This is a genomic window from Archangium gephyra, from assembly GCF_049060025.1.
Taxonomy (GTDB): domain Bacteria; phylum Myxococcota; class Myxococcia; order Myxococcales; family Myxococcaceae; genus Archangium; species Archangium gephyra_A.
In genome coordinates this window covers 3,961,450-3,982,447 of the sequence record NZ_JBMEQQ010000002.1, presented here as the reverse complement: position 1 = coordinate 3,982,447, position 20,998 = coordinate 3,961,450, and the positions used below count along the sequence as shown (strand labels likewise).

18 protein-coding genes and 1 pseudogene are annotated in these 20,998 nt (G+C 69.5%); 3 read left to right on the top strand and 16 right to left on the bottom strand.

Annotated elements, in window-relative coordinates:
* Nucleotides 1-90 precede the first annotated feature (90 nt).
* The 13 genes from ACN28I_RS17315 to mglB form a co-directional block, all read right to left on the bottom strand.
* Nucleotides 91-657 carry a hypothetical protein gene (locus ACN28I_RS17315; protein ID WP_420943099.1) on the bottom strand — a complete coding sequence of 189 codons (567 nt, stop codon included), beginning with the start codon at nt 655-657 and terminating at the stop codon, nt 91-93.
* Between the two features lie 76 nt (nt 658-733).
* A complete protein-coding gene (locus tag ACN28I_RS17310; RefSeq protein ID WP_420943098.1) occupies nt 734-1,183 on the bottom strand; it encodes a cyclic nucleotide-binding domain-containing protein in 450 nt (149 codons plus the stop codon).
* A 42-nt stretch (nt 1,184-1,225) separates the two neighbouring features.
* Nucleotides 1,226-1,513 carry an AgmX/PglI C-terminal domain-containing protein gene (locus ACN28I_RS17305; protein WP_420943097.1) on the bottom strand — a complete coding sequence of 96 codons (288 nt, stop codon included), beginning with the start codon at nt 1,511-1,513 and terminating at the stop codon, nt 1,226-1,228.
* Complete coding sequence (locus ACN28I_RS17300) at nt 1,408-2,589, bottom strand: hypothetical protein (protein ID WP_420943096.1); 1,182 nt, start codon at nt 2,587-2,589, stop codon at nt 1,408-1,410. The genes ACN28I_RS17305 and ACN28I_RS17300 overlap by 106 nt, the downstream gene beginning before the upstream one ends.
* A 24-nt stretch (nt 2,590-2,613) precedes the next feature.
* A complete protein-coding gene (locus ACN28I_RS17295; protein ID WP_420943095.1) occupies nt 2,614-2,913 on the bottom strand; it encodes a hypothetical protein in 300 nt (99 codons plus the stop codon).
* Between the two features lie 8 nt (nt 2,914-2,921).
* Nucleotides 2,922-4,211, bottom strand: a complete 1,290-nt coding sequence (locus ACN28I_RS17290; RefSeq protein WP_420943094.1) for a tetratricopeptide repeat protein — start codon at nt 4,209-4,211, stop codon at nt 2,922-2,924.
* Nucleotides 4,208-7,483: a tetratricopeptide repeat protein gene (locus ACN28I_RS17285; RefSeq protein ID WP_420943093.1), complete on the bottom strand. Its 3,276-nt coding sequence runs from the start codon at nt 7,481-7,483 to the stop codon at nt 4,208-4,210. Before ACN28I_RS17285 ends, ACN28I_RS17290 begins: the two co-directional genes overlap by 4 nt.
* Before the next feature lie 98 nt (nt 7,484-7,581).
* Nucleotides 7,582-8,277 carry a hypothetical protein gene (locus tag ACN28I_RS17280; RefSeq protein ID WP_420943092.1) on the bottom strand — a complete coding sequence of 232 codons (696 nt, stop codon included), beginning with the start codon at nt 8,275-8,277 and terminating at the stop codon, nt 7,582-7,584.
* On the bottom strand, nt 8,274-9,071 hold the full coding sequence (locus tag ACN28I_RS17275) for a hypothetical protein (protein WP_420943091.1): 798 nt from the start codon (nt 9,069-9,071) through the stop codon (nt 8,274-8,276). The genes ACN28I_RS17280 and ACN28I_RS17275 overlap by 4 nt, the downstream gene beginning before the upstream one ends.
* A gap of 272 nt (nt 9,072-9,343) precedes the next feature.
* Complete coding sequence (locus ACN28I_RS17270; protein WP_420943090.1) at nt 9,344-10,888, bottom strand: tetratricopeptide repeat protein; 1,545 nt, start codon at nt 10,886-10,888, stop codon at nt 9,344-9,346.
* Nucleotides 10,889-11,713: 825 nt separating this feature from the next.
* On the bottom strand, nt 11,714-12,457 hold the full coding sequence (locus ACN28I_RS17265) for a dihydrolipoamide acetyltransferase (RefSeq protein WP_420943089.1): 744 nt from the start codon (nt 12,455-12,457) through the stop codon (nt 11,714-11,716).
* 48 nt (nt 12,458-12,505) lie between these two features.
* Complete coding sequence (gene mglA / locus ACN28I_RS17260; protein ID WP_375771736.1) at nt 12,506-13,093, bottom strand: gliding-motility regulator Ras-like GTPase MglA; 588 nt, start codon at nt 13,091-13,093, stop codon at nt 12,506-12,508.
* Nucleotides 13,094-13,104: 11 nt separating this feature from the next.
* Nucleotides 13,105-13,584, bottom strand: a complete 480-nt coding sequence (gene mglB / locus ACN28I_RS17255) for a gliding-motility regulator GTPase-activating protein MglB (RefSeq protein WP_047856129.1) — start codon at nt 13,582-13,584, stop codon at nt 13,105-13,107.
* A gap of 388 nt (nt 13,585-13,972) precedes the next feature.
* Between mglB and ACN28I_RS17250 the strand changes: the two genes are divergently transcribed.
* The 3 genes and pseudogenes from ACN28I_RS17250 (at nt 13,973) to ACN28I_RS17240 (ending at nt 19,161) form a co-directional block, all read left to right on the top strand.
* Nucleotides 13,973-15,421, top strand: coding sequence for an MSCRAMM family protein (locus ACN28I_RS17250; RefSeq protein WP_420943088.1), 1,449 nt, complete (start codon nt 13,973-13,975; stop codon nt 15,419-15,421).
* Nucleotides 15,418-17,394 (top strand): FecR domain-containing protein, encoded by a 1,977-nt coding sequence (locus tag ACN28I_RS17245; RefSeq protein WP_420943087.1) that lies wholly within the window; start codon nt 15,418-15,420, stop codon nt 17,392-17,394. The genes ACN28I_RS17250 and ACN28I_RS17245 overlap by 4 nt, the downstream gene beginning before the upstream one ends.
* Nucleotides 17,395-17,401: 7 nt before the next feature.
* Nucleotides 17,402-19,161 (top strand): annotated as a pseudogene (locus ACN28I_RS17240) (protein kinase domain-containing protein).
* Between the two features lie 10 nt (nt 19,162-19,171).
* On the opposite strand, the gene recR reads toward ACN28I_RS17240, so the two are convergent.
* From recR to ACN28I_RS17225, 3 genes are all read right to left on the bottom strand, one after another.
* Complete coding sequence (gene recR / locus ACN28I_RS17235) at nt 19,172-19,765, bottom strand: recombination mediator RecR (RefSeq protein ID WP_420943086.1); 594 nt, start codon at nt 19,763-19,765, stop codon at nt 19,172-19,174.
* 6 nt (nt 19,766-19,771) lie between these two features.
* Nucleotides 19,772-20,089: a YbaB/EbfC family nucleoid-associated protein gene (locus ACN28I_RS17230; RefSeq protein ID WP_047856133.1), complete on the bottom strand. Its 318-nt coding sequence runs from the start codon at nt 20,087-20,089 to the stop codon at nt 19,772-19,774.
* Between the two features lie 88 nt (nt 20,090-20,177).
* Nucleotides 20,178-20,951: a DNA polymerase III subunit gamma/tau gene (locus ACN28I_RS17225; protein ID WP_420943085.1), complete on the bottom strand. Its 774-nt coding sequence runs from the start codon at nt 20,949-20,951 to the stop codon at nt 20,178-20,180.
* Nucleotides 20,952-20,998 lie beyond the last annotated feature (47 nt).

Genomic DNA, 20,998 nt, shown 5'->3' with positions numbered 1-20,998 from the left:
TAGCACGCACATCGTCCGTGCTCGAAATGACTTGGGCCTCCCGTGAACGGCCACGGCCGTCCGAGGAGCGGGGAGCCAGCCTTGCTGGAATCACCGCACGGCGCTGGCGGGCGGCGGGCGGACGACGATGTTCTCCACCGGAAGCGGCCGGGTGGGGTCTCCCCCGGGCAGATTCGTGGGCTCCTCCACCTCCACCGACATGTTCTCGTCCGCCTGGAAGGCCAACTGCCCGATGCACTTCTCCGCCTCGGTGCGGAGCTGGGACACCTTCTGTTGGGCGATCATCACCTTGGTGTACTCGTGCTCACCGGCGGTGCGCTCCCGGTTGGAGACGGCCTCCTGGAGCGCCACGTCCGCCTGCTCGGAGATGCGCAGCAGGCCCTTGATTTGAGTGAGCTTCTCGTTGACGCAGTTGAGCTTCACCACGTCCTTGGCGCGCCGGGCCTCGTCCAGCTTGCCCAGCACGTCCCGGAGCACCTCGCGCATGGCCCCGAGCGACTTGCTGCTGCGCTCGAGCTTCTTCTCGTCCGGCACGTCACTGGCCTTCTCCGCCTGCAGGGCCGCGGGAGCCGCGGGGGCCGGGACGGGACGAGGGGCGGGCTGGGCCAGGACGAGCCCGCTCGTGAGCACCAGGGCCAGTACTCCAATGTAGGGCATGTGCTCCACTCCAGGGCCGCGGTGCATGCCCCCGACGCTAGAGAGGCGGGCAGGGGGTGTCAACGCGCGGCACCGCTCACGCCTGCCTGGCGGTGAGCCGGGCATTGGCCTCGCGCACCCGGGCCGACAGGATGCGCGCGATGTTGATGACGACGAAGGTGAAGCCGTCGCGGTGCGTCTGGCGGAAGGTGGCCAGGTGCTGGGTGGTGAGCCGCAGCAGCACGGCCTCCGTGCGCGCCCGCACCGTGGCCGAGCGGTACTCCTTGTCGATGAGGCTCATCTCCCCGAAGAAGTCCGGGGCGGTGAGCACGGTGAGGGGCCGGTTCACCCCGCCGCTGTCGCGCCGCACCACCTCCACCTCCCCGCGGACGATGACGTAGAGGCTGTCGCCCAGCTCGCCCTCCTCGAAGACGTGTTCCCCATCGGCGTAACGCCGCTGCTCGGCCAGGTCGGCCAGATGCGCCAGCTCCGTGCTGGAGAGCATCTCGAACAGCGGCGAGGATGAAATGATGGCCAGCTTCTCCATGACCCCCGACCCCCCGGGATGATGCAGGTTGCTGGCCCCAGTCTACCCCGCCGGGGTGAAGACGAACGGGTAGGCCACCGGGACTTCGTCATCTGGTTTGAAGGGGAACATCCAGCCCCGGACGACGGTGCGGATGCAGCTCGCCACCGCGTCGCTGCCCAGGGTGTTTTCCTCGATTTCGATCTCCCCGGCGCGTCCGGACGGCAGGATGGTGAAGCGCACCATCACCTTGCCCTTGAGGCTGGGGTTGCGCTTGAGCTCCTTCTCGTAGCAGCCCTGGATGGACTTGAGGCGGGACTTGATGAAGCGCGCGAGCGCCTCACGGTCCACCTCGGAAGCTTCTCCACCTCGGGGGTGGAGGTGGTGACACGGCCGGAGACCTCCACCTCCTTCTTGGAGCCCAGGTCCACGTTACCGCCACCGCTGGTGCCGAGGTCGCCGATGCCCGCCACCTTGCCGGTACCGCCGCCACGCGGGCCATTGGCGCCCACGGAGGCCTCGGTGGCGATGCCCACGCCGCCCGCGCCGGCCAGCGCCTGGGCGATGTCTCCGCCACCCGTGCTGCCGCCGAGCACGTCCGAGAACGCGCCCCCGCCACTGCCCGAGGAGCCGAGAATCTTCAGCAGGCCCTTGCCAGCCACCTTCTTGGCGACCTCGGCGCGCCGGGCGGCGGCCTCCTCGGCGGTGGCGGGCCTGGAGGTGCTGTCCGCGGAGGGCTTCTCGTCCGAGTCGTTCGCCTTGGGCTTGTCCTTCTCGGTGTCGGCGGCGGCCTGGGCGGTGTCGGTGGCCTGCTTCTTGGGCTCCTCCTGCTTGGGAGGCATGAGCACCCGGGCGAAGCGGTCATCCAACTGGTCCAGCTCCAGCTCGGGCTCGGGAGGAGGCTCGGAGGCGATGATGACGGCCGCGCCGGCGAAGTGGAGCAGCAGCGAGGCGGCGAGGATGCCGAGGAACATCCGGTCCATGCCCCGCCACGCGCTGCCCTGGAGGTCCGGGGGGAGCCGGGGCGCGTCGGCGGGGAGCGGGGGGAGGATGAACTGGAAGAAGAGGTGGAGGTCCTTGTCGAGCTCCACCACCCCGCGGGCGCTCTCCTGCAGGGGGAGGATGTACTGGTCACCGCGCTGCATGGCCATGCCCTGCGAGCGCAGGGTGTGGAAGTCCACGTCCGAGGAGCCGAGGTTCACCCGGCCCTGCATGGCCTCGTTGAAGACGAGGTTGTACTGGCTGGCGCGGTACTCGAAGACGGGGAAGCTGGCCGGTATCTCCGGCAGCGGCAGCACGAGGGTGCTCTTCGGATCCTGGCCGACGGTGAAGTCACCGGGCTTGTGGAGGTGGCGCTCCTCGAGGATGCGGGTGCCCTGGAGGAGGCCCACGCGGAGGATCCGGTTGTGCGGCTGGGGGGAAGCCATGGTCTTCTCGGAGCCCTTCCTACCCTAGAAGGGTTCCTTCTCCACGCTCTTGACGACCTTGGGCGTGAAGCTCTCGGCCTGGTTGAGCTCGTCGAAATTCAGGTGGGAGCGCTGGAGGATGTAGAAGGCCTGCGGCTTCTGGATGTTGCCTTCGACGGTGATGGCCTCCAGGCGGATGACCTTGCGCTTCTTGCCGTCCTTCTGCGGGGCCGCCTGGGTGCCCTGTGCCGAGCCCTGGGTCTGCTTGGGCGTGGACGCGGCGGAGTCCTGGGCGGACGCGGGCGCGGCGGCGAGCAGCAGCACGAGGGGGAGGGCAGGGCGCATGGGTGGGCTCACTTCTTGTCCTCGGTGACTCTATCCGAGGTAGGAGACTCGTCGGAAGGAGGGGCCTCGGCCTGCTGGGCCTTGCGCAACTGCTCGCGTTTCTCGCGCTCGCGCCGCCGCTCCTCCCTCTCGATGCCCTTCCGGGCGTCCTTGACGTAGCCGTCCACGCGCTCGTCGCGGCCGCCCCGGGCGCGGTACTGCTCGAAGAAGGAGAGGCAGGCCTGGAGCCGGGCGAGCGTGTCCAGCTCCTTGGGCTCGGCGTCGAGGTGGAGGATGGCGAGGTTGAACCAGGTGTCGGGCAGGGCGGGGGCGAGGCGGAGCACCTGCTGGTACTCGGCGAGGGCGCGGGCGAAGTCCCCCTGGCCGCGGTAGGCGTTGCCGAGGTTGAGGCGGGCGGAGACGAAGTCGGGGGCGGCCTGGACGGCGGCCTCGAGCTCCCGGACGGCGGCGGCGTGGTCCTGGGCCTCGTTGAGGAGGGCGCCGTGGTTGTTCCGGGCCTCGGCGAAGTCGGGCTTGAGCTCCGAGGCCTTCTGGAAGGACTCGAGGGCGGCGGGCTTGGTCCCGAGCGCGAGCAGCACGAGCCCGAGGGCGTTGTGGGTGGCGGCCTCGTTGGGCGCGACGGTGCGGGCGTTCTCCAGCACCATCCGGGCCAGCTCGTACTTGCGCTCGCGGTAGTACACCTGGGCGAGCAACTGCATGGCCCGGACGTTGCGCTCCTCGGACTTGAGGACGCGCTTGGCCTCGGTGGCGGCCGCGTCGAGCTTCTTCTGGCACAGCAGCGCCTGCACGAGCGCGGTGCGGGGAGCGATGGCGTCCGGCTTCGCCTGGAGCTGCTCGCGGAGCCACGTCTCGGCCTGGGCGGCCTTGCCGGTGCGGCACTGGAGGCGGGCGAGGTTGTCCCAGGCGGCCTGCTGGTCCGGCGCGAGCTCCAGGGCCTGGCGGTAGGCGCGCTCGGCCTCGTCGTGTTTGCCCAGGCGCTCCTGGGAGATGCCGAGGTTCGTCCAGGCCGCGCCATCCTTCGGGCGGCGCTCGGTCTGGGTCCTGTAGCTGGACTCGGCGGCCGTCAGCTCGCCGCGCTGGGCCACGGACAGCGCATCCGCGGGAGGAGGAGCGGCGTCGGCCTTCTTCGCGGCGTCCTGGGCGGCGGGCTGCTTCTTCGCGGTGGCCGGGGGCGCCTCAGCCGGCGTGGCGGAGGCGGAGGGCGCAACGGCGGCGGCCGGGGCCTCCGGCCTGGGCGTGGTGGCGCAGGTGGAGGCGAGCAGCAACAGGCCCGGGAGGAGCAACCGGTGCGGGCTCACCTGCCACCTCCAATGAGGCCTTCGGGGTAGAGCTGATCCGAGGCGATGGCGTCCTTGGGCTCCTTGAGCACCGGGTACTCCTTGGGCCGGAAGCGGTGGAGCGACTCGAGGGTCTTCTTGGTCCACTCGTTGGAGATGCGGTTCTTGCGCGCCTCCTGGAGGGTGGCGGCGTAGCTCTCGACGGCGGCGTCCTCGAGCGTGGCGGTCTGCTGGGCGAGCAGGTCCTGGTAGGCGACCACGGCCTCCTCGCCGAGCCGCTTCACGTCGGGGGGGACGGGCGTCTCGATGATGGTGTTGGCGAAGCGCTCCAGGGCGTAGCCGCGGCGGTAGAGCGCGGCGAGCGTCCACTCCAGGCGCTTGTAGGGGAAGACGCGGGCGTAGGCGTCGTTGACGGACTTCGCGCCGGTGCGCTTGGCGGTGAAGCTGCGCTCGAGCGCCTTGCCCTTGCCGCCGATCTTGAGCCTGTCGAAGCCACGGAATTCGGCCTCGGCGAGCTGGAAGCGGCTGTAGGCGGCGGCATCCGCGGCGCGGGGCTGGGCCTCGGGCTGGAGCTTGCGCCGGTCGAACTCGTCGGCGGCGGCCGCATAGGCGCGCAGGGCTTCCTTCTCGTTCTTCAGCTTCGCCCACGCATCGCCGATGCGGCGCTTCGCGTCCACCACCAGCTCCACCTGGGCGGGCTGCGAGGCGAACTTGCGCACGAAGGCCTCCAGCGCGCGGATTTCGCCCTTCCAGTCCTCGCGCTTCTCGAGGATGAGGGCGGCGCGGAACTGGTTGCGCGGGGCGTCCTCGGCGTTGGGGAAGAGCTCGGCGTAGCGCTGGAAGGAAGCGGCGGCCTCGGCGTAGCGCTGCTGGCCCTCGAGCAGGGTGGAGGCGTTGAAGAGCGCGGCCTCGCGGTCCTTGGAAGCGGGGTAGTCCTTCACCAGCTTCTGGTAGCTCTCCACGGCCTTGTCGAAGTCGTAGGAGTTCTGCGCGTTGACGGCCACGCGGAAGAGGGCGCCATCGGCCAGGGGCGAGGTGGGGTACTCGCGGTAGATGCGCTCGTAGAGCTTGAGGGCCGAGTCGAAGCGCTGCGTCTTCTCGTAGGCCACGGCGGCGTTGTTGAGGGCCTTGTCGGCGAACTCGTGGCGGGGGGCCTCGTTGACGAGCTCGATGTACTTGGCGGCGGCCTCGTCGTACTTACCCTCGGCGAGGAGCTGGTCGGCGAGCTTGAAGCGGCCGGCGAGCTTGAAGCGGACCAGGTCCTTGTGGAGGTCGCTCCGGGGGTCGATGACGTCCTTGTTGGAGGCGAGCTGGCCGCTGACCTCCTCGACGCTCTTCCAGTCCTGGCCGATGAGGAAGGTCTCGACGATGAGGTTGGTGGAGAAGCGGGCCACCTCGTGCTGGGGGTACGCCTTCACGATGGCCTCGAAGCGGCGGCGGGCCTCGGGGAAGTCGTCGTGGGCGTAGTACAGCTCGGCGGCCTTGTAGGCGATGCCCGGGGTGCGCTCGCTCCTGGGCAGCTTCGCCACGTGCATGTCCGAGGCGGCCACCAGCTTCGCCTCCAGCGCGGTGAGGGGCGAGGGCTGGATGGGCTGGCCCTCGGGACGCTCGCTGGAGCGCCGCGGGGTGGGCGCGGGCTGCTTGCCCGCCTTGACGTCCACCTCGAGCTGCTTCTGCCGGGAGAGCACCACGCTGAAGGCGGACTCGGCGAAGTACTTGTCGCCCAGCACCGAGTCGCGCACCGCCTCGTAGTGCTTCGAGGCCTCGGCGAACTGCAGCGAGTTGTAGAGGCACTCGGCGGCGTAGAACTCGAGCTCGTAGGCGTTCTTGCTGCGCGGGAAGCGCTCCAGGTAGCGGCTGTAGCCGGAGGCGGCGAGCTCGAAGCTGGCCTTGGCCTGGTCGAACTTCCCCTCCTGCTTGAACACCAGGGCCTGCTGGTGGTGGTAGATGGCGCTGGAGTAGAGGTTCTTCTCGGTGAGGTCGTTCGCGGTGGCCAGCACGTCGGGGTCGCGCTGGTGCTCCTGGTACCACCGGGAGCCGGGCGAGTAGAGCTCGGAGAGCTTCTGGGCCTCGGCGGAGGACTCCGTCAGCCTGCGGTCCCGCTCGTAGGCCTGGACGATCTTCTGCTGGATGAGCGGGGCATCCGGCGAGAGCGGAGCCTTCCGCAGCACCAGCGTGTAGGCGGCGATGGCCGCCTCGTGGTGGGTCTGATCGAAGAAGACGTCGCCGAGGCGCCGGTACACCTCGGGCTCGTAGGAGCGCGGGCCGATCTTCGCGAAGTACGCCTTGGCCTTGTCGAGGCCGCCCCAGGTCTCATCGGCGAAGGAGATGGCCGTGTACTGGAGGGCCTCGTTGCGCAGGTCTCCGCCACCGGCCTCGTCGCCCTGGACGGCGCGCTGGGCCTCGTAGAGGTCCACCAGCGCGATGAACGTGTCCACCGCCTCGTCGAAGCGGTCCATGCGGTAGTACGTCCACCCGAGCTTGTAGAGGGCCTTGTCGTAGAGCGGGTGCGAGGTGTCGCGGGTGGCGGCCTCGTAGGCCTCGGCGGCCTTGGAGAGCGCGGTGGGATCGCTGTAGGCGTCGAAGTAGTACTCGCCGACGCGCACCCACGCCTCGGTGGCGAAGCGGCTGGAGGGGTACTGGACGATGAGCTTCTGGTAGGCGGCGAGGCCGTCCTCGAAGGCGTTCTGCTTCTCCAGGCAGTAGCCGAGCAGGTACCAGGCGCCGTCGTTGAGCCGGTAGTCCGGGAAGCGCGAGAGGAGCTGCCGGTAGAGCGCGATGGACGGGGTGAAGTCCGGCTGCGGCTCGGGCGGAGACTCGGCGCCGTCGGGGAGCGCGCGCAGCGTCTCCTCCTGCTCGCGCATGGCCACGAGGTGCGAGTCACTGGAGCGCTCGTAGTACAGCTCCGCCAGGCGGAACATGACGTCCGGGGTGTAGCGGGGCTCGTCGGGGTAGCGCCGGAGGAACTCCTCGAAGCGCGCGATGGCCTCCAGCCGCTCCTGGCGCTCCTGCACCTCCATGCTGGAGATGGCCTTCTCGTACGAGTCCGCCAGCCGGCCGCGCTTGTCCTGGTACTTCTTCTGGATGAGGAGCTGGATCTCCCGCTTGTACTCGCGAGACTCCTCCTCGTAGCGCTGGACGGCCTCGCTCAGCTCCTCCAGCAGCTTCTCCTGCTCGGGCGTACGGCCGAGCCCAGAGAAGCGCGAGGGGGCCGGCTCCGGACGTGCCACGTCCTGCGCGGCGGCGTGTGCGGTGGCCAGCGTCAGGAGGGTGAGCAGCAGGGGGCGGCGCATTGAATCCGCCGCATCCTAGCCAACGCGATGGATGGCTCCCAAGGACTGTCGGGCCGGGTCAGGCAGGCGAGCACAGCCAGGCCAGAGGCCCTCGCCGCTCAACCCGCGTCAGGGGAGGACGGTGGGGCCGGGACTGCCGGTGAACCTCCGTCCGGAGTCGGAACGCCGCCATCGGGAACCAGGGAGCCCGCGTCAGGCGAGTTGGGGGCAGGGGCCGGAGTGGGGGGGGAATCCGGGGTTGGACGGCGGGTGCCTCCGTCGAACCAGGATGAAGGGAGGTTGGGATCCACCTTGCCCCAGACGCCGCCCACCTGGGAGTCGGGAACGGGCGTGCCCTGCGATTCCTGCTCGCCAGTCTCGGAAGCCGGGCTCAAATCCTCGGGCTCGCCGTCGAACAAGCGGCGGAGGATGCGTCCATCGAGGCTGATGGCGTACCTCGCTCCACCGTCCAATGGGATGACGGTTGGTTCACACGCCTTGGGGTCCGTGCCAATTTCCACGAAGATGATGTCATCCCGCCGAATGACCCGATAGCGGTGTGCTTCTTGTTTCTCCCAACACTGCCGCTCTCTTCCATTGGGCGGGATGAAATCATTGGCGGCGATGGTGATGGCTCGCAGCGTTGCGCCGTCCAACTCGTAAGGCTTGCCTTGCTCACCAATGATGGTTGCGAAGTGTTCGTGGAAATTGGGGAACCTGATGGAGGTGTCTTCCTGGCGTAGCGCTGGTTTCTGGAACAGCGCACAGCTCGAGAGGATGACAGTCAGCGCGAGGGGCAGGTTTCTCAGTCTCATGGCGCGCCCTCGGTGGAGTTCTGGCAGGGGGCTGTTTTGTTCTCGATACGAAAGTCTTCTGAACTGAGCCACCTGACGGTACCAGTCTGTTGGCAGAGCCATGTGTCCTGGGTGCGGGTCCACTTCCGCAACTGACCTGCGAGCGGAATATATTGAAAGAACCCGTCGCAGCTGGGGTTCTTCAGGTCGCTCGAGTTCGAAAAGAACGCGATGACGGCGAGTTGGACCTGTTCCTTCTTGTTCTTCGCAGTGCGCGCTTCGAAGTCGAACCCGTGAAGCTTTCCCTTGCGGACGATGGCGTCGATATCGTGCCTGGAGAGTTGTGCCTCGTATGGGTGGTTGTGAAGCGCGAAGACGTACTTGAGGCTGCCTTGTGGGTAGCGCTGGTCATCCACGATGGGCGGAAGGACGCAGCTCTTCTTTCTGTCCAGATCGTCGGATTGAGACTGGTCCGTCAGCATGCTCATCTCGTACTTGTGGTCTGGGGTGTAATAGAGCCAGGCACAGTATTCGCGTGAGATTCGCCAACGCAGCGGGAAGTCTTGATCCTGTACGCGGCCTGCGGTCGCGTTCGGCTTGGAAAGGATAAGCGGGCACGCGGCGAGCAATGCATCCGAGTAGGAGTCGAAAGAACCAAAGTCCGGCATTGGGCCTGGGAGACTCTTCAGGAGAGGTTCTCCGGGCTTGGGGCGCACGACACCCTCAATGGATTGGGGCGACGAACATCCCGAGCCCATCAGGGCCGAAGCCAGCAAGGCTCCTGGCAGCCATCTGCGTGAATTCTCGTACGCCATGGGCTCCTTCCGGTGGCCAGGATTCGCTCCCAGTACCTGTGCGCTCTTGTTCTCTCTCGGCCTCCCCATCCACCAACCCCAAACCGCGTACCAGGAATCTCCAGGCAAAGCATGGAAACCCTATAAGACGGAGAGCGTAGCAGTCCTTGAGGCATCGGGACAACATCGAGGCACGATATTACCGGACATGACCTCAAAAGTCATGTGGTGGGACGCGACAGTCGCGTCACGTGGCCTCGCGAAACGCGCGCAACCCTTGGGGAGGACGCCCGCTAGTTCTCGTCCTTGAGGACTTCCTCGTACTCCTTCTCGAGGTCGCGCAGATCTGCCTCCTTCTGCGCGGAGAGCTTTTGAATCTCGGTCGTCTTGTCCTGCTTGCGGGTGAAGGCCACGTCCACCAGCCCCACGTCCGCCTTGAGGACGAGGTCATAGAACTGCTTGCGGACCTTCTGGATGCTCTCGAAGCCGATGCGGCCCACCATGTGGCGCGCGTCGCCGGACACGCTGGCCACTTCCTGGTGGTAGTCCTGGAGGAGCCGCTGCTCGGCCAGCACCTTGCCCTTGATGATTTCCCCGCGCCGCTGCACCTGGGCGCGCAGCACGTACCGGGCCGTGTCCACCCGGGTGCGCAGGGCCTCGGATCGCTGGCGTGTCTCGTGCGTCCGGGCCACCAGCGCCGCGTCCTCTCCGGACAGCCGCTCCTCGGCGGCGGCCAGCAGCGCGTGCTCCCGCTGGAGGGTCTCGCGGTAGCGCCCGCGGAGGATGTCCTCGCCCGAGACGAAGGCACTGGCGGAGGCGCGCTCATCCGCCAGCCGCGAGCGGAGCAGCTTCAGCTCGGCCTCGAGCGCCGCCACCGTCTGCTCCTCGTTGTGGAGCTGGGTGAGGAATTCCTTCTCCTCCTCGGGTTGGCGGGTGCGCTCCGCGCGCGTGTCGTCCAGCCACTGGCGCACCGCGGTGGAGATGGCGCTCATGCTCTGCAGCTCGAAGCCCAGTTGGAACGCGTCCCGGTCCAGCTCGTCCACCCGGGTCTGCATCCGCTCCCGCCGCGCGTCTATCTCCTGGGGGGTGGTGGGCAGGGTGGCCAGGCGCGTGCCCAGGGCCTCGCGCTCGCGGCGTACGCCCGCCAGCGCGGTGAGCTCCTCGGGCCGCAGCCGTTCCCGCAGCACCTCGCCCTCCACCTGCACCAGGCCCTGCTCCGCCCGCACCAGCGCGCTGTCCACCGCGTCCGCCCGCTGATAGCCCTCCTGCAGCTCGGGGAACACCTGGAGCCCGCGCTCGTCCAGGGCATGGAGGATGCGCGTGGCCAGGGCCTTCGACTCGTCCACGCCCTCCCGGCTGCTGTCGAGGTCCTTCTGCATCCCCACCGCCTTCGCCAGCTCTTCCTGGGTGGTGGCGAACTTGAGCGCCAGCGGCGGCAGCAGCGTGGTGACGTCCAGGGTGCTCGCGTTGCGCGCCAGCAGCCTGTCGAAATATGCGATGGGGTCCTGGTTCGCCTTCAGCAGCGCGTCCACCTGGTCGCGCACCGGCTTGTAGGTGCCGATGACGTCCTCGTACGTGGCGGTGGCCTCGTCGTACTTGCGCAGCTTGAGCTGCAGGTGGCCCTGGAGGAGGCGGGCATCCGGGGCGACGGGGGACTCGGGCCCCACCAGCAGGAGGATGTCCGTGGCGTTCTTCGCCTTCTCGAAGTCCCCCCGCTTCACGTGCACCCAGGCCATCTCATAGAGCGAGTCCACGAAGGATTCGCTCTCGCGCGGAACCTCCGCGTACCGGTCGAGCGCCTCGTCGGCACGTCCCAGCTCGTAGAGGAGCCGCCCCATCGACAGGCTCGCCAGCTCCTTGAGCCGCTGGAGGCCTCCGGCTCCTGGGCCGTGCTGGAGGCCAGGGGACGGAAGCGCTCCACGGCGCCCGCGTAATCTCCCTCCTGCACGGACAGCACTCCGAGGAAGTATGCGCTCTGCGGCTGGAAGCGCCCCCCGGCGGTGCTGGCCAGCGGCTGGAAGGCCGCGCGGGCCCGCTGGCGCCGCTCCGCGTCCGGCAGGTCCGTCCGCTTGAAGATCCACTTGGCGTAGACGTACTCGAGCTCGGGGGGGAGCTGGCCGCCCGACAGGCGCCGCGCCCGCTCGATGTACTCGTCGAGCCCCGTGAACTGATTGAGCCGGCTGGCGATCTCCAGGTAGCGCGCGAGCGCGTTCCGGTAGTGCTTCGTGTCGCTCAGCGTGAGCAGCTCGCGCAGGTAGATGCGCGCGCCGATGTCGTTCTGCTGCCGGTAGAGCGAGTCCCCCAGGTAGAAGAGCGCGTCCGGGTAGCGTCCCTCCGCGCGGAACTTCGGGTCGCCCACCAGGTCATAGAAGAGCACCGACGCGGCGGCCCAGTCCTCCAGCAGGTATTGAATCTCTCCGTCGGAGAAGCGCCGCAGCCGCAGCTCGTCCTCACCGGGCTCGGGGCGCTGGGTGAACTGGGCCTCGACGAAGCGGAGGTTCTCCTCGGCGGCCTTGAGCTGCCCGGACACCTGGTCCAATCGCGAGGACAGCTCACGGGCGGAAGGGCGGGGGGCCTCGGCGGCGCGCGCGGAGCCGGGAGCCCCGAGCGTGGCCGCCGCGAGCAGCAGGGCGTGGAGGCGCGACGTGCTCAAGGCCGGCCCCCTACTTCGTTTCGGAGGCCGCGGCGGGAGGCGGCGGGGCGGCGTCCGGGGCCGGCTGCTGCTTTCCGGAGTCACGCGACGACTCGATGTCGTAGCGCACCGCCGGCCGGTCCTGCAGGTCCGTGGTCACTCCCCCCTTCTCGAATCCCACCACGCGCACGGTGGTCACCTTCCCCGGCTCCGCGTTGAAGGTGTAGCTGGACTGCACCTTGAACCGGTAGCCCTCGAGGTAGCTGAACACCCCGTAGCCATGGCCGCGGTAGACGAGCCGCACGGCCACCTGGTGCTGGCCCGGCACGATGCGGCCGCTGAAGATCTCCAGCTCCTTGTGCTTGGACAGCTCCTCGGAGGTCTCGTCCGTGCGGGTGAAGATGGGCGCGCCGTCCAGCGCGTACGCCACCGACTCCAGCACGAACGAGTCGCCCATCTCGTTGCGGTGGAAGAGCACCGCGCGCGCTCCGGTGGAGAGATCTCCCCCCAGCACCGTCTCCTGCAGGAGCTGCAGGCGCGCCTTGGAGCGGTAGATCTTCTCCTTGAGATCGACCACCTGCTCCTCGAGCGCCCTCACCCGGGTGTTGAAGGCCTCGTCCGCCGTGCGCGCCTGAGGGGCCGGGGCGGCGGGCGCGGCGGCCTCCGAGGGCGCGGGCGTGGAAACGGCGGAAGGGCCCTGCTGCGCGAACGCAGGGGCCCACAGGGCCGTGACCGCCACGGCCAGCGCACGGAAGGTGGAGGATGCCGAGCGCACGAAGGAGCGACCCCGTCTGCGGGCGGACCCGAAGGCCCGCCCAGCGTTCTAGCCGCCCTTCTTCAACTCCGTCAGCACCAGCTTGGCCACCGCCTTGAGCGTGTCGAAGACGCCCACGCCGGTCGGCGCCACCGCCTGATACTCGGGGATGTTGCGCTGGTTGAGCGACTTGCGCATCTCCTCGACCGTCACGGCGTTGGGCAGGTCCCGCTTGTTGTACTGCATCACGTACGGAATCTTGTTCAGGTCGTAGCCCTGCTCGGCGAGGTTGATGCGGAGGTTCTCCAACGACTCCATGTTGGCCTCCATGCGCTCCACCTGGCTGTCGGCCACGAACACCACGCCGTCCACGCCCTTGAGGATGAGCTTGCGGCTGGCGTCGTAGAAGACCTGGCCGGGCACCGTGTACAGGTGGAAGCGCGTCTTGAACCCGCGGATCTCACCGAGCGACAGCGGCAGGAAGTCGAAGAAGAGGGTGCGATCCGTCTCGGTCGAGAGCGAGATGAGCTTGCCCTTCGTCTCCGCGGCGGTCTTGTTGTAGATGTACTGCAGGTTCGTCGTCTTCCCGCACAACCCGGGACCGTAGTAGACGATCTTGCAGTTGATTTCGCGAGACGAGTAGTTGATGAAGGACATGGCTTCTCGGGTTACTCGCTGAAGAGGTTGTCGATATCGTCGTCGGAAATCTCGGCGAACGGCGAGCCGGCCCCGGGACCATCCGTCTTCTTCACGAGGCTCTCGAAGATCTTGGTCAGCTCGTCACTGGCCTTCTTGATGCGCAGGCGCACCAGGCCGAGGCTGGTCCGGTTGTCGAAGATGACGACCAGCACCACCCGGCTCCCGACGATGGTCATGTACAACGAGTCCTTGGCCCCTTCGTGGAATTGATGGGGGAACTCGTTTTCGCCAATCAGCTTCGCGAGACCGCCCATCGCCGCCACGTTACCGGCCGTCAGCGAGGCCAGTGAGGTGGTGTCGATGTTCTGCGTCTGTCCCGCGGAAGAGATGAGCTGCCCGTTCTTGTCGACGAGGAACACCACCTTCGCGTTCGCGTCCTTGGTCAGCCGGTCGCAAACCGCGTTGATCTTGGTGAACTCCTCTTCATACATCACCAGTTGCGTGCCCATGGGCGTTTACGCTCCTAAGCGTCTCGCTCGACCTTGACTCCCGCGGCCCCCGAAGGTTTCCGGAATGAATTTCGGAGGTTAGGTGCGGCGCTCCCGACCGGGGGAGCTTTAGCAAAGCCCTTCCAACCCGGCAAGAAGCCACCTCTATCCCTGGAACCATGTGCTCCGAGGGCTGGCGTGCAGGCACGTGCCCACAGAGGTCGCCTGCTGGGGGGCGTGGAAGGGTTGGGGGGACTCATTCGGGGGTATCTTCCGAGGTAGGAAGGCGTCGTGGAATTCGGATCGCGTCCAGTTTGGAGGGGACCTGTCGAGTATTCACTATACTCCGGCCGTGGCGTTCCGCTCCCGTCCCTTTTTCGCCGTTCTCCTACTTGTGCTCACCCTGGGGGTGCCGATCAGCACGTGGGCCCAGGGTGTACCCGCGGAGCGGGCGTCGGTGCGGTTGCGCTACGGGCTGGCCTTCCGCGAGGGGGCTCAGGAGGCCGGGCCCACGGTGTCGTACGCGGGCATGACGCCCAATGACGTGGCGCTGGGCGTCTCCGCGTTCGGCGAGGGCTGGCTGGGCGCGTGGGCCAGCGTGCAGCGCGAGGGCTTCCGGCTCTCGCTGGGCTCGGAGGCCATCACCGGCGGAGCGTTGGTGCGGGCCTCGGTGGGCCCGGCGGCGCGCGTCTTCCTGGGGCCGGTGCGCGCCGAGCTGAGCGCCGGCTACGGCTTCGCGCAGTTGCCGGCCTTCTCCTCCAGCTCGGGACAGGTGCAGCTCGTCCCCACGGCGCGCCATGCGGCGTTGCTGGGCGCCCGGGTGCTGGTGCCGCTGCCCTGGCGCCTGCGCGCGGAGGTGCGCGGGGAGCTGCCCGTGGCGATCGGCTCCTCGTCGAATGGCTTCGCGGCCGGGGGCGCGCTGCTCGTCCCGGTGCTGCGGCGGGGCGAGTGGAGTGGGGCGCTGGCGCTGGAGTACCAGTACGTGCGCGACGCGCTGACGACGGCGGATGGCGGGGTGTCCCGTCAGAGCATCAGCCGCGCGGGCGTGGCGTTCGAACTCTCCCTGGGGGGCGCGGACGCCGACGTGAGGCCGAAGACGGGCGAGCTCGTCCTGTCGGTGGTGGACGCGGACTCCGGCCTGCCGCTGCCCGAGGCGCGGGTGGTGCTGACGGCGGACGGCGTGGCGCAGGCGCCGCGGGTGGCGGGGGTGGATGGGCGGCTGACGGACGTGGTGCTGCCGCCGGGCGAGGTGCTCGCGCGGGTGGAGGCGGGGGGCTACCTGCCCGCGGAGGCGCGCGCCACCGTGACGGCTGGCGGGCGCACGGAGCTGGTGGTGCGGGCGAGCCCGGAGCCGCGCGTGGGCACCCTGCTCGTGACGGTGACGGATGCGCGCGGTGGCAAGCCGCTGCCGGGCGCCGCCGTGGCCGTGGGCACCACCGAGCGCGTCACCGACGCGGCGGGCCAGGTGCGCGTGGAGGGGCTCGGTCCAGGTCCGCTGGAAGTGAAAATCTCGGCCGAGGGCTTCCGGGCCATCCAGGAGGCGGTGGTCATCGTCACCGGGACGGAGACGGAGCTGGCCGTCTCGTTGGTGTCCGGGCGTCAGGGAGCGCTCGCCACCCTGTCCGGTCAGGTACGGAGCGTGCGGAAGGGAAAGCCGCTGAAGGCCCTGCTCGTCATTCCCGAGGCGAAGATACGGCGCCGTACGGATGCCCGGGGGACTTTCCAGGTCCAGCTCAAGCAAGGTAGGTATCGGCTCATCTTCTCGGCTCCCGGACACGTGTCCCAGACCAAGGTCGTCACCGTTCGCGACGGCGAACAAGCCATCTTCAACGTCGATCTCTTCCCCAAATCCCGGTGAGCCCCTTCCGCCCTCGCATCGTCTCCGCTCTGTGTCTGCTGCTGGCCTCCGCCTGTGGTGACGAGGAGCCGTTGCCTCCTCCCGTGCCGCCTCCCGCTGTTGCCGTGGCGGAGAAGCCCGCGGAGGTGGCGGTGCCGGACGCGGGCAGGGTGGAGCTCGCACAACTGGTGGTGGTGACGGGCGAGGCGCGGCTGGAGCGCGGAGGCAAGCAGTCGCCCGCGGCGCCGGGCCCGTTGTCGCGCGGTGACGCGGTGGAGACGGGCGCGGACGGCGCCGTCACGGTGCGCTTCGCCGATGGGCGCACGGTGGAGGTGGGGCCGGATGCGCGCTTCGTCCTCGAGGAGGACTCGAGCGGCGTGGTGATGGCGGTGTCGCGCGGCCTCGTGCTGGCGCGGGTGCCGGCGGACCGGAGGCCGGGGTCGGCGGGCCCGAGCGTGCAGCTCACCCTGCTCACCCCCTTCGGCCTCACCCGGGTGGGCGCGGACGGCGGCGAGGTGAAGGTGGACGTGGGCCCGGACGAGGGCCGCGTCGAGGTGTTGCTGGGCACCGTGGAGGTGGTGGCGAAGAACGGGCAGACGGTGCGGGCCGAGCAGGGGCAGGTGGCGTCGGTGAAGGTGGAGGGGGTGACGACGCGGGTGCTGGAGCTGGCGCCCGTCGAGGTGACGGTGCACGCCGGGACGGGCCGCGCCGAGTGGCGCCAGAAGGGCAGTGCCCGGTGGCGCGGGGTGGCCCGGAACGGCGAGGCGCTCAAGTCCGGAGACAGCGTGCGCGTGCGCCAGGGCACGGCGCTGCTGAAGCTGGAGGGCTCGGAGTCCACGCTGTCACTGGGCTCGGGTGGCGAGCTGGTGGTGGAGGACGTGGCCCGGGCGGGCTCGACGGACGAGGCGCGGTTGGACCTGCGCAAGGGCGAGCTGGGGCTGATGCTGGCGCCGGGCCGCGCCAGCCGGGTGGTGCTGCCGGGGCTCTCGCTGGAGAGCAACGGGGCCGCCCGGCTCGACGTGCGGCGCACCGGGGATGGCTTCACCGTGGACTCGCGCGTGGGTGACGTGACGCTGGTGCGCGGAGGGGCCCGTGAGTCCCTTCGGGCGGGCGAGCGCGCCACCGTGACGGGCGAGGCCACCGCACAGGTCGGGGCGCTGGAGCGGGCGCCGTTCGCGCTGCCCTCCGCCGAGCGTCAGCAGGTGTTCCATCGGCGCCCGTCGGAGGTGGCCCTCACGTGGGAAGAGGCGGGCGAGGTGCGGGTGGAGGTGGCCTCGGATGCGGCCTTCAAGATGCCGGTGTTGGAGGGCACGGCCCGGAGCGGCTTCGTCAACGTGATGCCTCCGGCCCGGGGCTCGCTGTACTGGCGGGTGAAGCGGGTGGACGGCTCGGAGGTGGCGCACGGCAGTGCGACCTTCGGACCGGAGCGCTCCACGAAGGGCGAGCTGGACCGGCTGCGCAACCGGGTGCCCGAGGGCCCGGAGAAGACGACCATCTTCTTCCAGGACAAGCCCCCGGCCGTCACCTTCACCTGCGAAGCGGAGCAGGGCGCGGCCTCCTACAAGGTGGCGGTGTACCGGAGCGGGGCGCTGGGCAAGCCCGTGGCGGAGCGCTCCGCCGACGAGCCGCGGGTTCCACTCGAGGCGGGCACCCTGGGCGAGGGCAGCTTCGTCTGGTCCATCACTCCGGTGGGGGCCGCTGGCCGGCCGTTGCGCGGCGGGCGGATGAACAAGCTGGAGCTCGTCTTCGACAACTCGGTGCCCACGCTCATCGTCAACGCTCCCCGGGAGGGCCTGCGCGCGGGCCCTCGCGTGCGCGTGGCCGGAGTGGCTCCCGTGGATGCGAAGCTCTTCGTGAACGGGCAGCCCCTGACGCTCGATTCGAAACACCGCTTCAATACCTGGGTGGTTCCCGAAGGACGGCCGCCCCAGGTCGTGTTCAAGCTGTCCCGCCCCGGTGCACCGGACGTCTATACGGTGCGCACCCTGAAGTGAGGCCCGCATGACGACCCCCGATGCCGGAAAGGTAGTTGGAGGGAGCCCCGAGACCCAGCTCCGGGCCTATGGCCAGTACGTGCTGGTGCGCAAGCTGGCCGAGGGCGGCATGGCGGAGATCTTCCTCGCCAAGCGGCTCGGCGCGGACGGCTTCGAGCGCAATGTCGTCATCAAGCGGATGCTCTCCTCCCTGTCGGGCATCCCCGAGTTCGTGGAGATGTTCCGCGACGAGGCCCGGCTGGCGGCGAAGCTGTCGCACCCCAACATCGTGCAGATCCAGGACCTGGGCTTCACGGACGGGTGCTACTACATCTGCATGGAGTACCTCGCGGGGGAGGACTTCTCCACCACGGTGCGCACGGCGAGCTTCCGGGGCGAGTACGTGCCGGTGCCGCTGGTGATGCGCGTGCTCGCGGACGCGGCGCGCGGCCTGCACTACGCCCACGACTTCTCCGACGAGTCGGGCCGGCGGCTGAACATCGTCCACCGCGACATCTCGCCCTCGAATCTGTACGTGACGTACGAGGGCCAGGTGAAGGTGCTGGACTTCGGCATCTCCAAGTACGAGTCGCGCCAGGCCCAGACGCGCACGGGCGTGGTGAAGGGCAAGTACATCTACATGGCGCCGGAGCAGGCCCGGGGCGGCCAGGTGGACCGGCGCGCGGACATCTTCGCGCTGGGCGTGAGCCTCTACGAGGCGCTCACCCACGTGCGGCCCTTCGCCCGGGACAACAACCTGGCGGTGCTCAGCGCGCTGCTGGACGGAGACTTCCAGCCGCCTCGCGAGCTGCGGCCGGATCTGTCCCCGGAGCTGGAGATGGTGGTGCTCCGGGCGATGGCCTACGACCCCGACGAGCGCTACGCCACCGCCGCCGAGTTCGCGGATGACCTGGAGCACCTCCTGTCGCGGGAGCCCCAGCGGCCGACGGGCTCCGCACTGGCCTCGTACCTGCGCGGCAGCTTCGGCGAGGAGCGCTACGCGGAGAAGACGCGCATCCCGACCATCACGACGCTGAAGGAGTCCGGGCTCTCCGTTCCGGTGACGATCCCCGGTGCCGCGTTGATGCCGTCGGGCTCCATGCCCTCGGTCTCCTCCGAGGCGCGGACGGGGGTCGTTCCCCCTCCGCCCGGGACGAACGGCGCCATGGGCGGGGGCTCGCGCTGGCGTGGAATCGCCGTGGGCGTCGTGGCGAGCTGCCTGCTGCTGGCGGGTGGGGCGTTCGTGGTGGGGCGCCAGATGGCGCCGCCGGCGCCGCAGCCCGTGGTCCAGGCCGCTCCGCCCCGGCTCCGGTGGAGCCCACTCCCGCTCCCGCCGCGGCACCGGAAACCGCCGCACCCGGAGCCGCCATGGCCGCCGTCGCCGAGGCTCCGCCTCCCGCCCAGACGGCGCTGGCCGCCGCGCCGGAGCCCACCGAGGCTCCGCCCGCCGAACAGGCCGAGCCACCCGCCGCGAAGACGGCGCGCACTCCGGCGAAGCGTGTGACGCTGGAGGCCGCGGACATTCAACGGGTGGTGTCGCGCAACCGGGCGCGCATCATGTCGTGCTTCGAGCAGTACAAGCGCGAGCTGCCCGCGGACGAGGGCCAGGTGCAGGTGCGCTTCACCATCTTCTCCTCGGGCAAGGCGGACGCGGCCACCCAGGGGCCGCTGGCGGCGAAGCCCGTGGGCAAGTGCCTGGAGAAGCAGGTGGCGCGCCTGCGCTTCCCTCCGCACCGGGACAAGGAAGTGACGGTGGTGCTGCCCTTCGGCTACCGCGTGACGCGGTAGCCGCGAGGGCTCACAGCTCGCGCCGGGCGCTGAGCGCCTTGGCCAGCGTGGCCTGGTCGGCGTACTCGAGGTCGCCGCCCATGGGCAGGCCCTGGGCGATGCGGCTCACCCGGATGCCCATCGGCTTGAGCAGCCGCGTGAGGTAGAGCGCGGTGGCCTCGCCCTCCACGTCCGGGTTGGTGGCGAGGATGATCTCCTCGACATGGCCATCTCCCAGACGGGTGAGCAGCTCCTTGATGCGCAGCTGCTCGGGGCCCACGCCGTCCAGCGGCGAGAGCACGCCGTGCAGCACGTGGTAGCGCCCCTTGAACTCGCGGGTGCGCTCCAGGGCCATGAGGTCCGCGAACGTCTCCACCACGCACAGCGTGCGCTCGTCGCGCCGGTGATCCCGGCAGAAGCCGCACAGCTCCGAGTCGGTGAGGGAGAAGCAGCGGGCGCACAGGTGCACCTTCTCCTTCACCTCGCGGATGGCCTGGGACAGCTCCTGGGCGTACTCGCCCGGGGCGCGGAGGATGTGGAACGCCAGCCGCTGCGCGGTCTTCTCCCCGATGCCGGGGAGCTTCGCGAGCTGGGCGACCAGCCGGTTGAGCGGATCAGGAGTCATTCGGTATCAAGTAATGCCGGGGATCTTCACGCCGCCCGAGATCTTGCCGAGCTCGCGCTGCATCTTCTCACGGCTGCTCGCCAGGGCAGCGTTGACGCCGGCGGTGACCAGGTCCTCGAGCATGCCCAGGTCGTTGGGGTCCACGAGCGACTTGTCGATCTTGATGCTCTTGATCTCCTGCACGCAGTTGGCGACCACGGTGACGCGGCCGTCGCCGGCCTGGGCCTCGACGGTCTCCTCGGCCAGCTCCTTCTTGCGCTGTTCGATCTTCTCCGTGAGCTTGTTGGCCTGACGGATGAAGTAGTTCAAGTCGATGCCGGGCATGAGCTTCCTCGTGGGGCGTGCGAGCGGGCATCGGAAGACCGCTCGGTGTGGTGCGAAACGCGCACCCTAGCGTCGGGCGAGCCGGTTGTCAGGGGCTCTCGTCGGGGAGGTCGTTCGACGGGGCGGCGACCGGGCGCGCGGGCTGGTCATAGATCTGGATGTGTTCGATCTCGCCCCCCAGGAACTTCAGGGTGGCGCGAATCGCGGGATGGCCGCGCACCCGGCCCTCGGTGCTCTTCTCGTGGGCGGCGCGCTCCTGGGCGTCCTCCTGGGCGATGCTGATGAGGCCCGCGCCCGGACCCGGGGCCTCGTTCTCGGCGCAGTCCTGCACCACGAGCTTCGTGGGCCGGCCGAAGTGCTCGGAGAGGGCCTTCTCGACGATGCCGCGTCCAGCACCGCCCGCCACGGTCGTCTTGTGGAAGCCGTCCTTGGGCGTGTAGGCGATGGCCACCTCGCCCTCGCGAATCCACAGCAGGCGGCCACAGGCGAGCGACTTGGCGTGCCGGCCGGAGGCCTCGCGCACGCTGTCCACCGCCGCGCGCCACCGCTCCTGGAGCGGACGCCGGAGGTTGTCGCGGCCCGAAGCGGCCATGGGCGCCGCGGCCCGCGCGGCGTGGTGGACGTCGAAGGGCCGGACGGACTCGGCCTCTGGTTCCGGCTCCGGCTCGGCGAGAGGAACGGGCGGCACGTCGGGCAGGCACTCGCCGGAGGCACAGCCCTCGGGGGAGCCCTCCTCGGGGAAGTAGCGCTCGTCGTCGACGGGAGGCGGAGGCTGGGGCGGCTGCGGGGGCAGGCGCACGTTCGTCACGCGCACCACGGGCTGCGTGGGAGCGGGAGCCGCGGGGGGCGGCGCGACGGGCACGGGGCCCCCGCGGGACATGCCAAACGGAGACGAGGCCGGAGGCATGG

Excerpts from the sequence above, each read along its gene's own strand:
- ACN28I_RS17315 (WP_420943099.1), bottom strand. The coding sequence starts at position 657 with ATGCCCTACATTGGAGTACTGGCCCTGGTGCTCACGAGCGGGCTCGTC.
- ACN28I_RS17310 (WP_420943098.1), bottom strand. The coding sequence starts at position 1,183 with ATGGAGAAGCTGGCCATCATTTCATCCTCGCCGCTGTTCGAGATGCTC.
- ACN28I_RS17300 (WP_420943096.1), bottom strand. The coding sequence starts at position 2,589 with ATGGCTTCCCCCCAGCCGCACAACCGGATCCTCCGCGTGGGCCTCCTC.
- ACN28I_RS17295 (WP_420943095.1), bottom strand. The coding sequence starts at position 2,913 with ATGCGCCCTGCCCTCCCCCTCGTGCTGCTGCTCGCCGCCGCGCCCGCG.
- ACN28I_RS17285 (WP_420943093.1), bottom strand. The coding sequence starts at position 7,483 with ATGCGCCGCCCCCTGCTGCTCACCCTCCTGACGCTGGCCACCGCACAC.
- ACN28I_RS17280 (WP_420943092.1), bottom strand. The coding sequence starts at position 8,277 with ATGAGACTGAGAAACCTGCCCCTCGCGCTGACTGTCATCCTCTCGAGC.
- ACN28I_RS17275 (WP_420943091.1), bottom strand. The coding sequence starts at position 9,071 with ATGGCGTACGAGAATTCACGCAGATGGCTGCCAGGAGCCTTGCTGGCT.
- ACN28I_RS17270 (WP_420943090.1), bottom strand. The coding sequence starts at position 10,888 with ATGGGGCGGCTCCTCTACGAGCTGGGACGTGCCGACGAGGCGCTCGAC.
- mglA (WP_375771736.1), bottom strand. The coding sequence starts at position 13,093 with ATGTCCTTCATCAACTACTCGTCTCGCGAAATCAACTGCAAGATCGTC.
- mglB (WP_047856129.1), bottom strand. The coding sequence starts at position 13,584 with ATGGGCACGCAACTGGTGATGTATGAAGAGGAGTTCACCAAGATCAAC.
- recR (WP_420943086.1), bottom strand. The coding sequence starts at position 19,765 with ATGACTCCTGATCCGCTCAACCGGCTGGTCGCCCAGCTCGCGAAGCTC.
- ACN28I_RS17230 (WP_047856133.1), bottom strand. The coding sequence starts at position 20,089 with ATGCCCGGCATCGACTTGAACTACTTCATCCGTCAGGCCAACAAGCTC.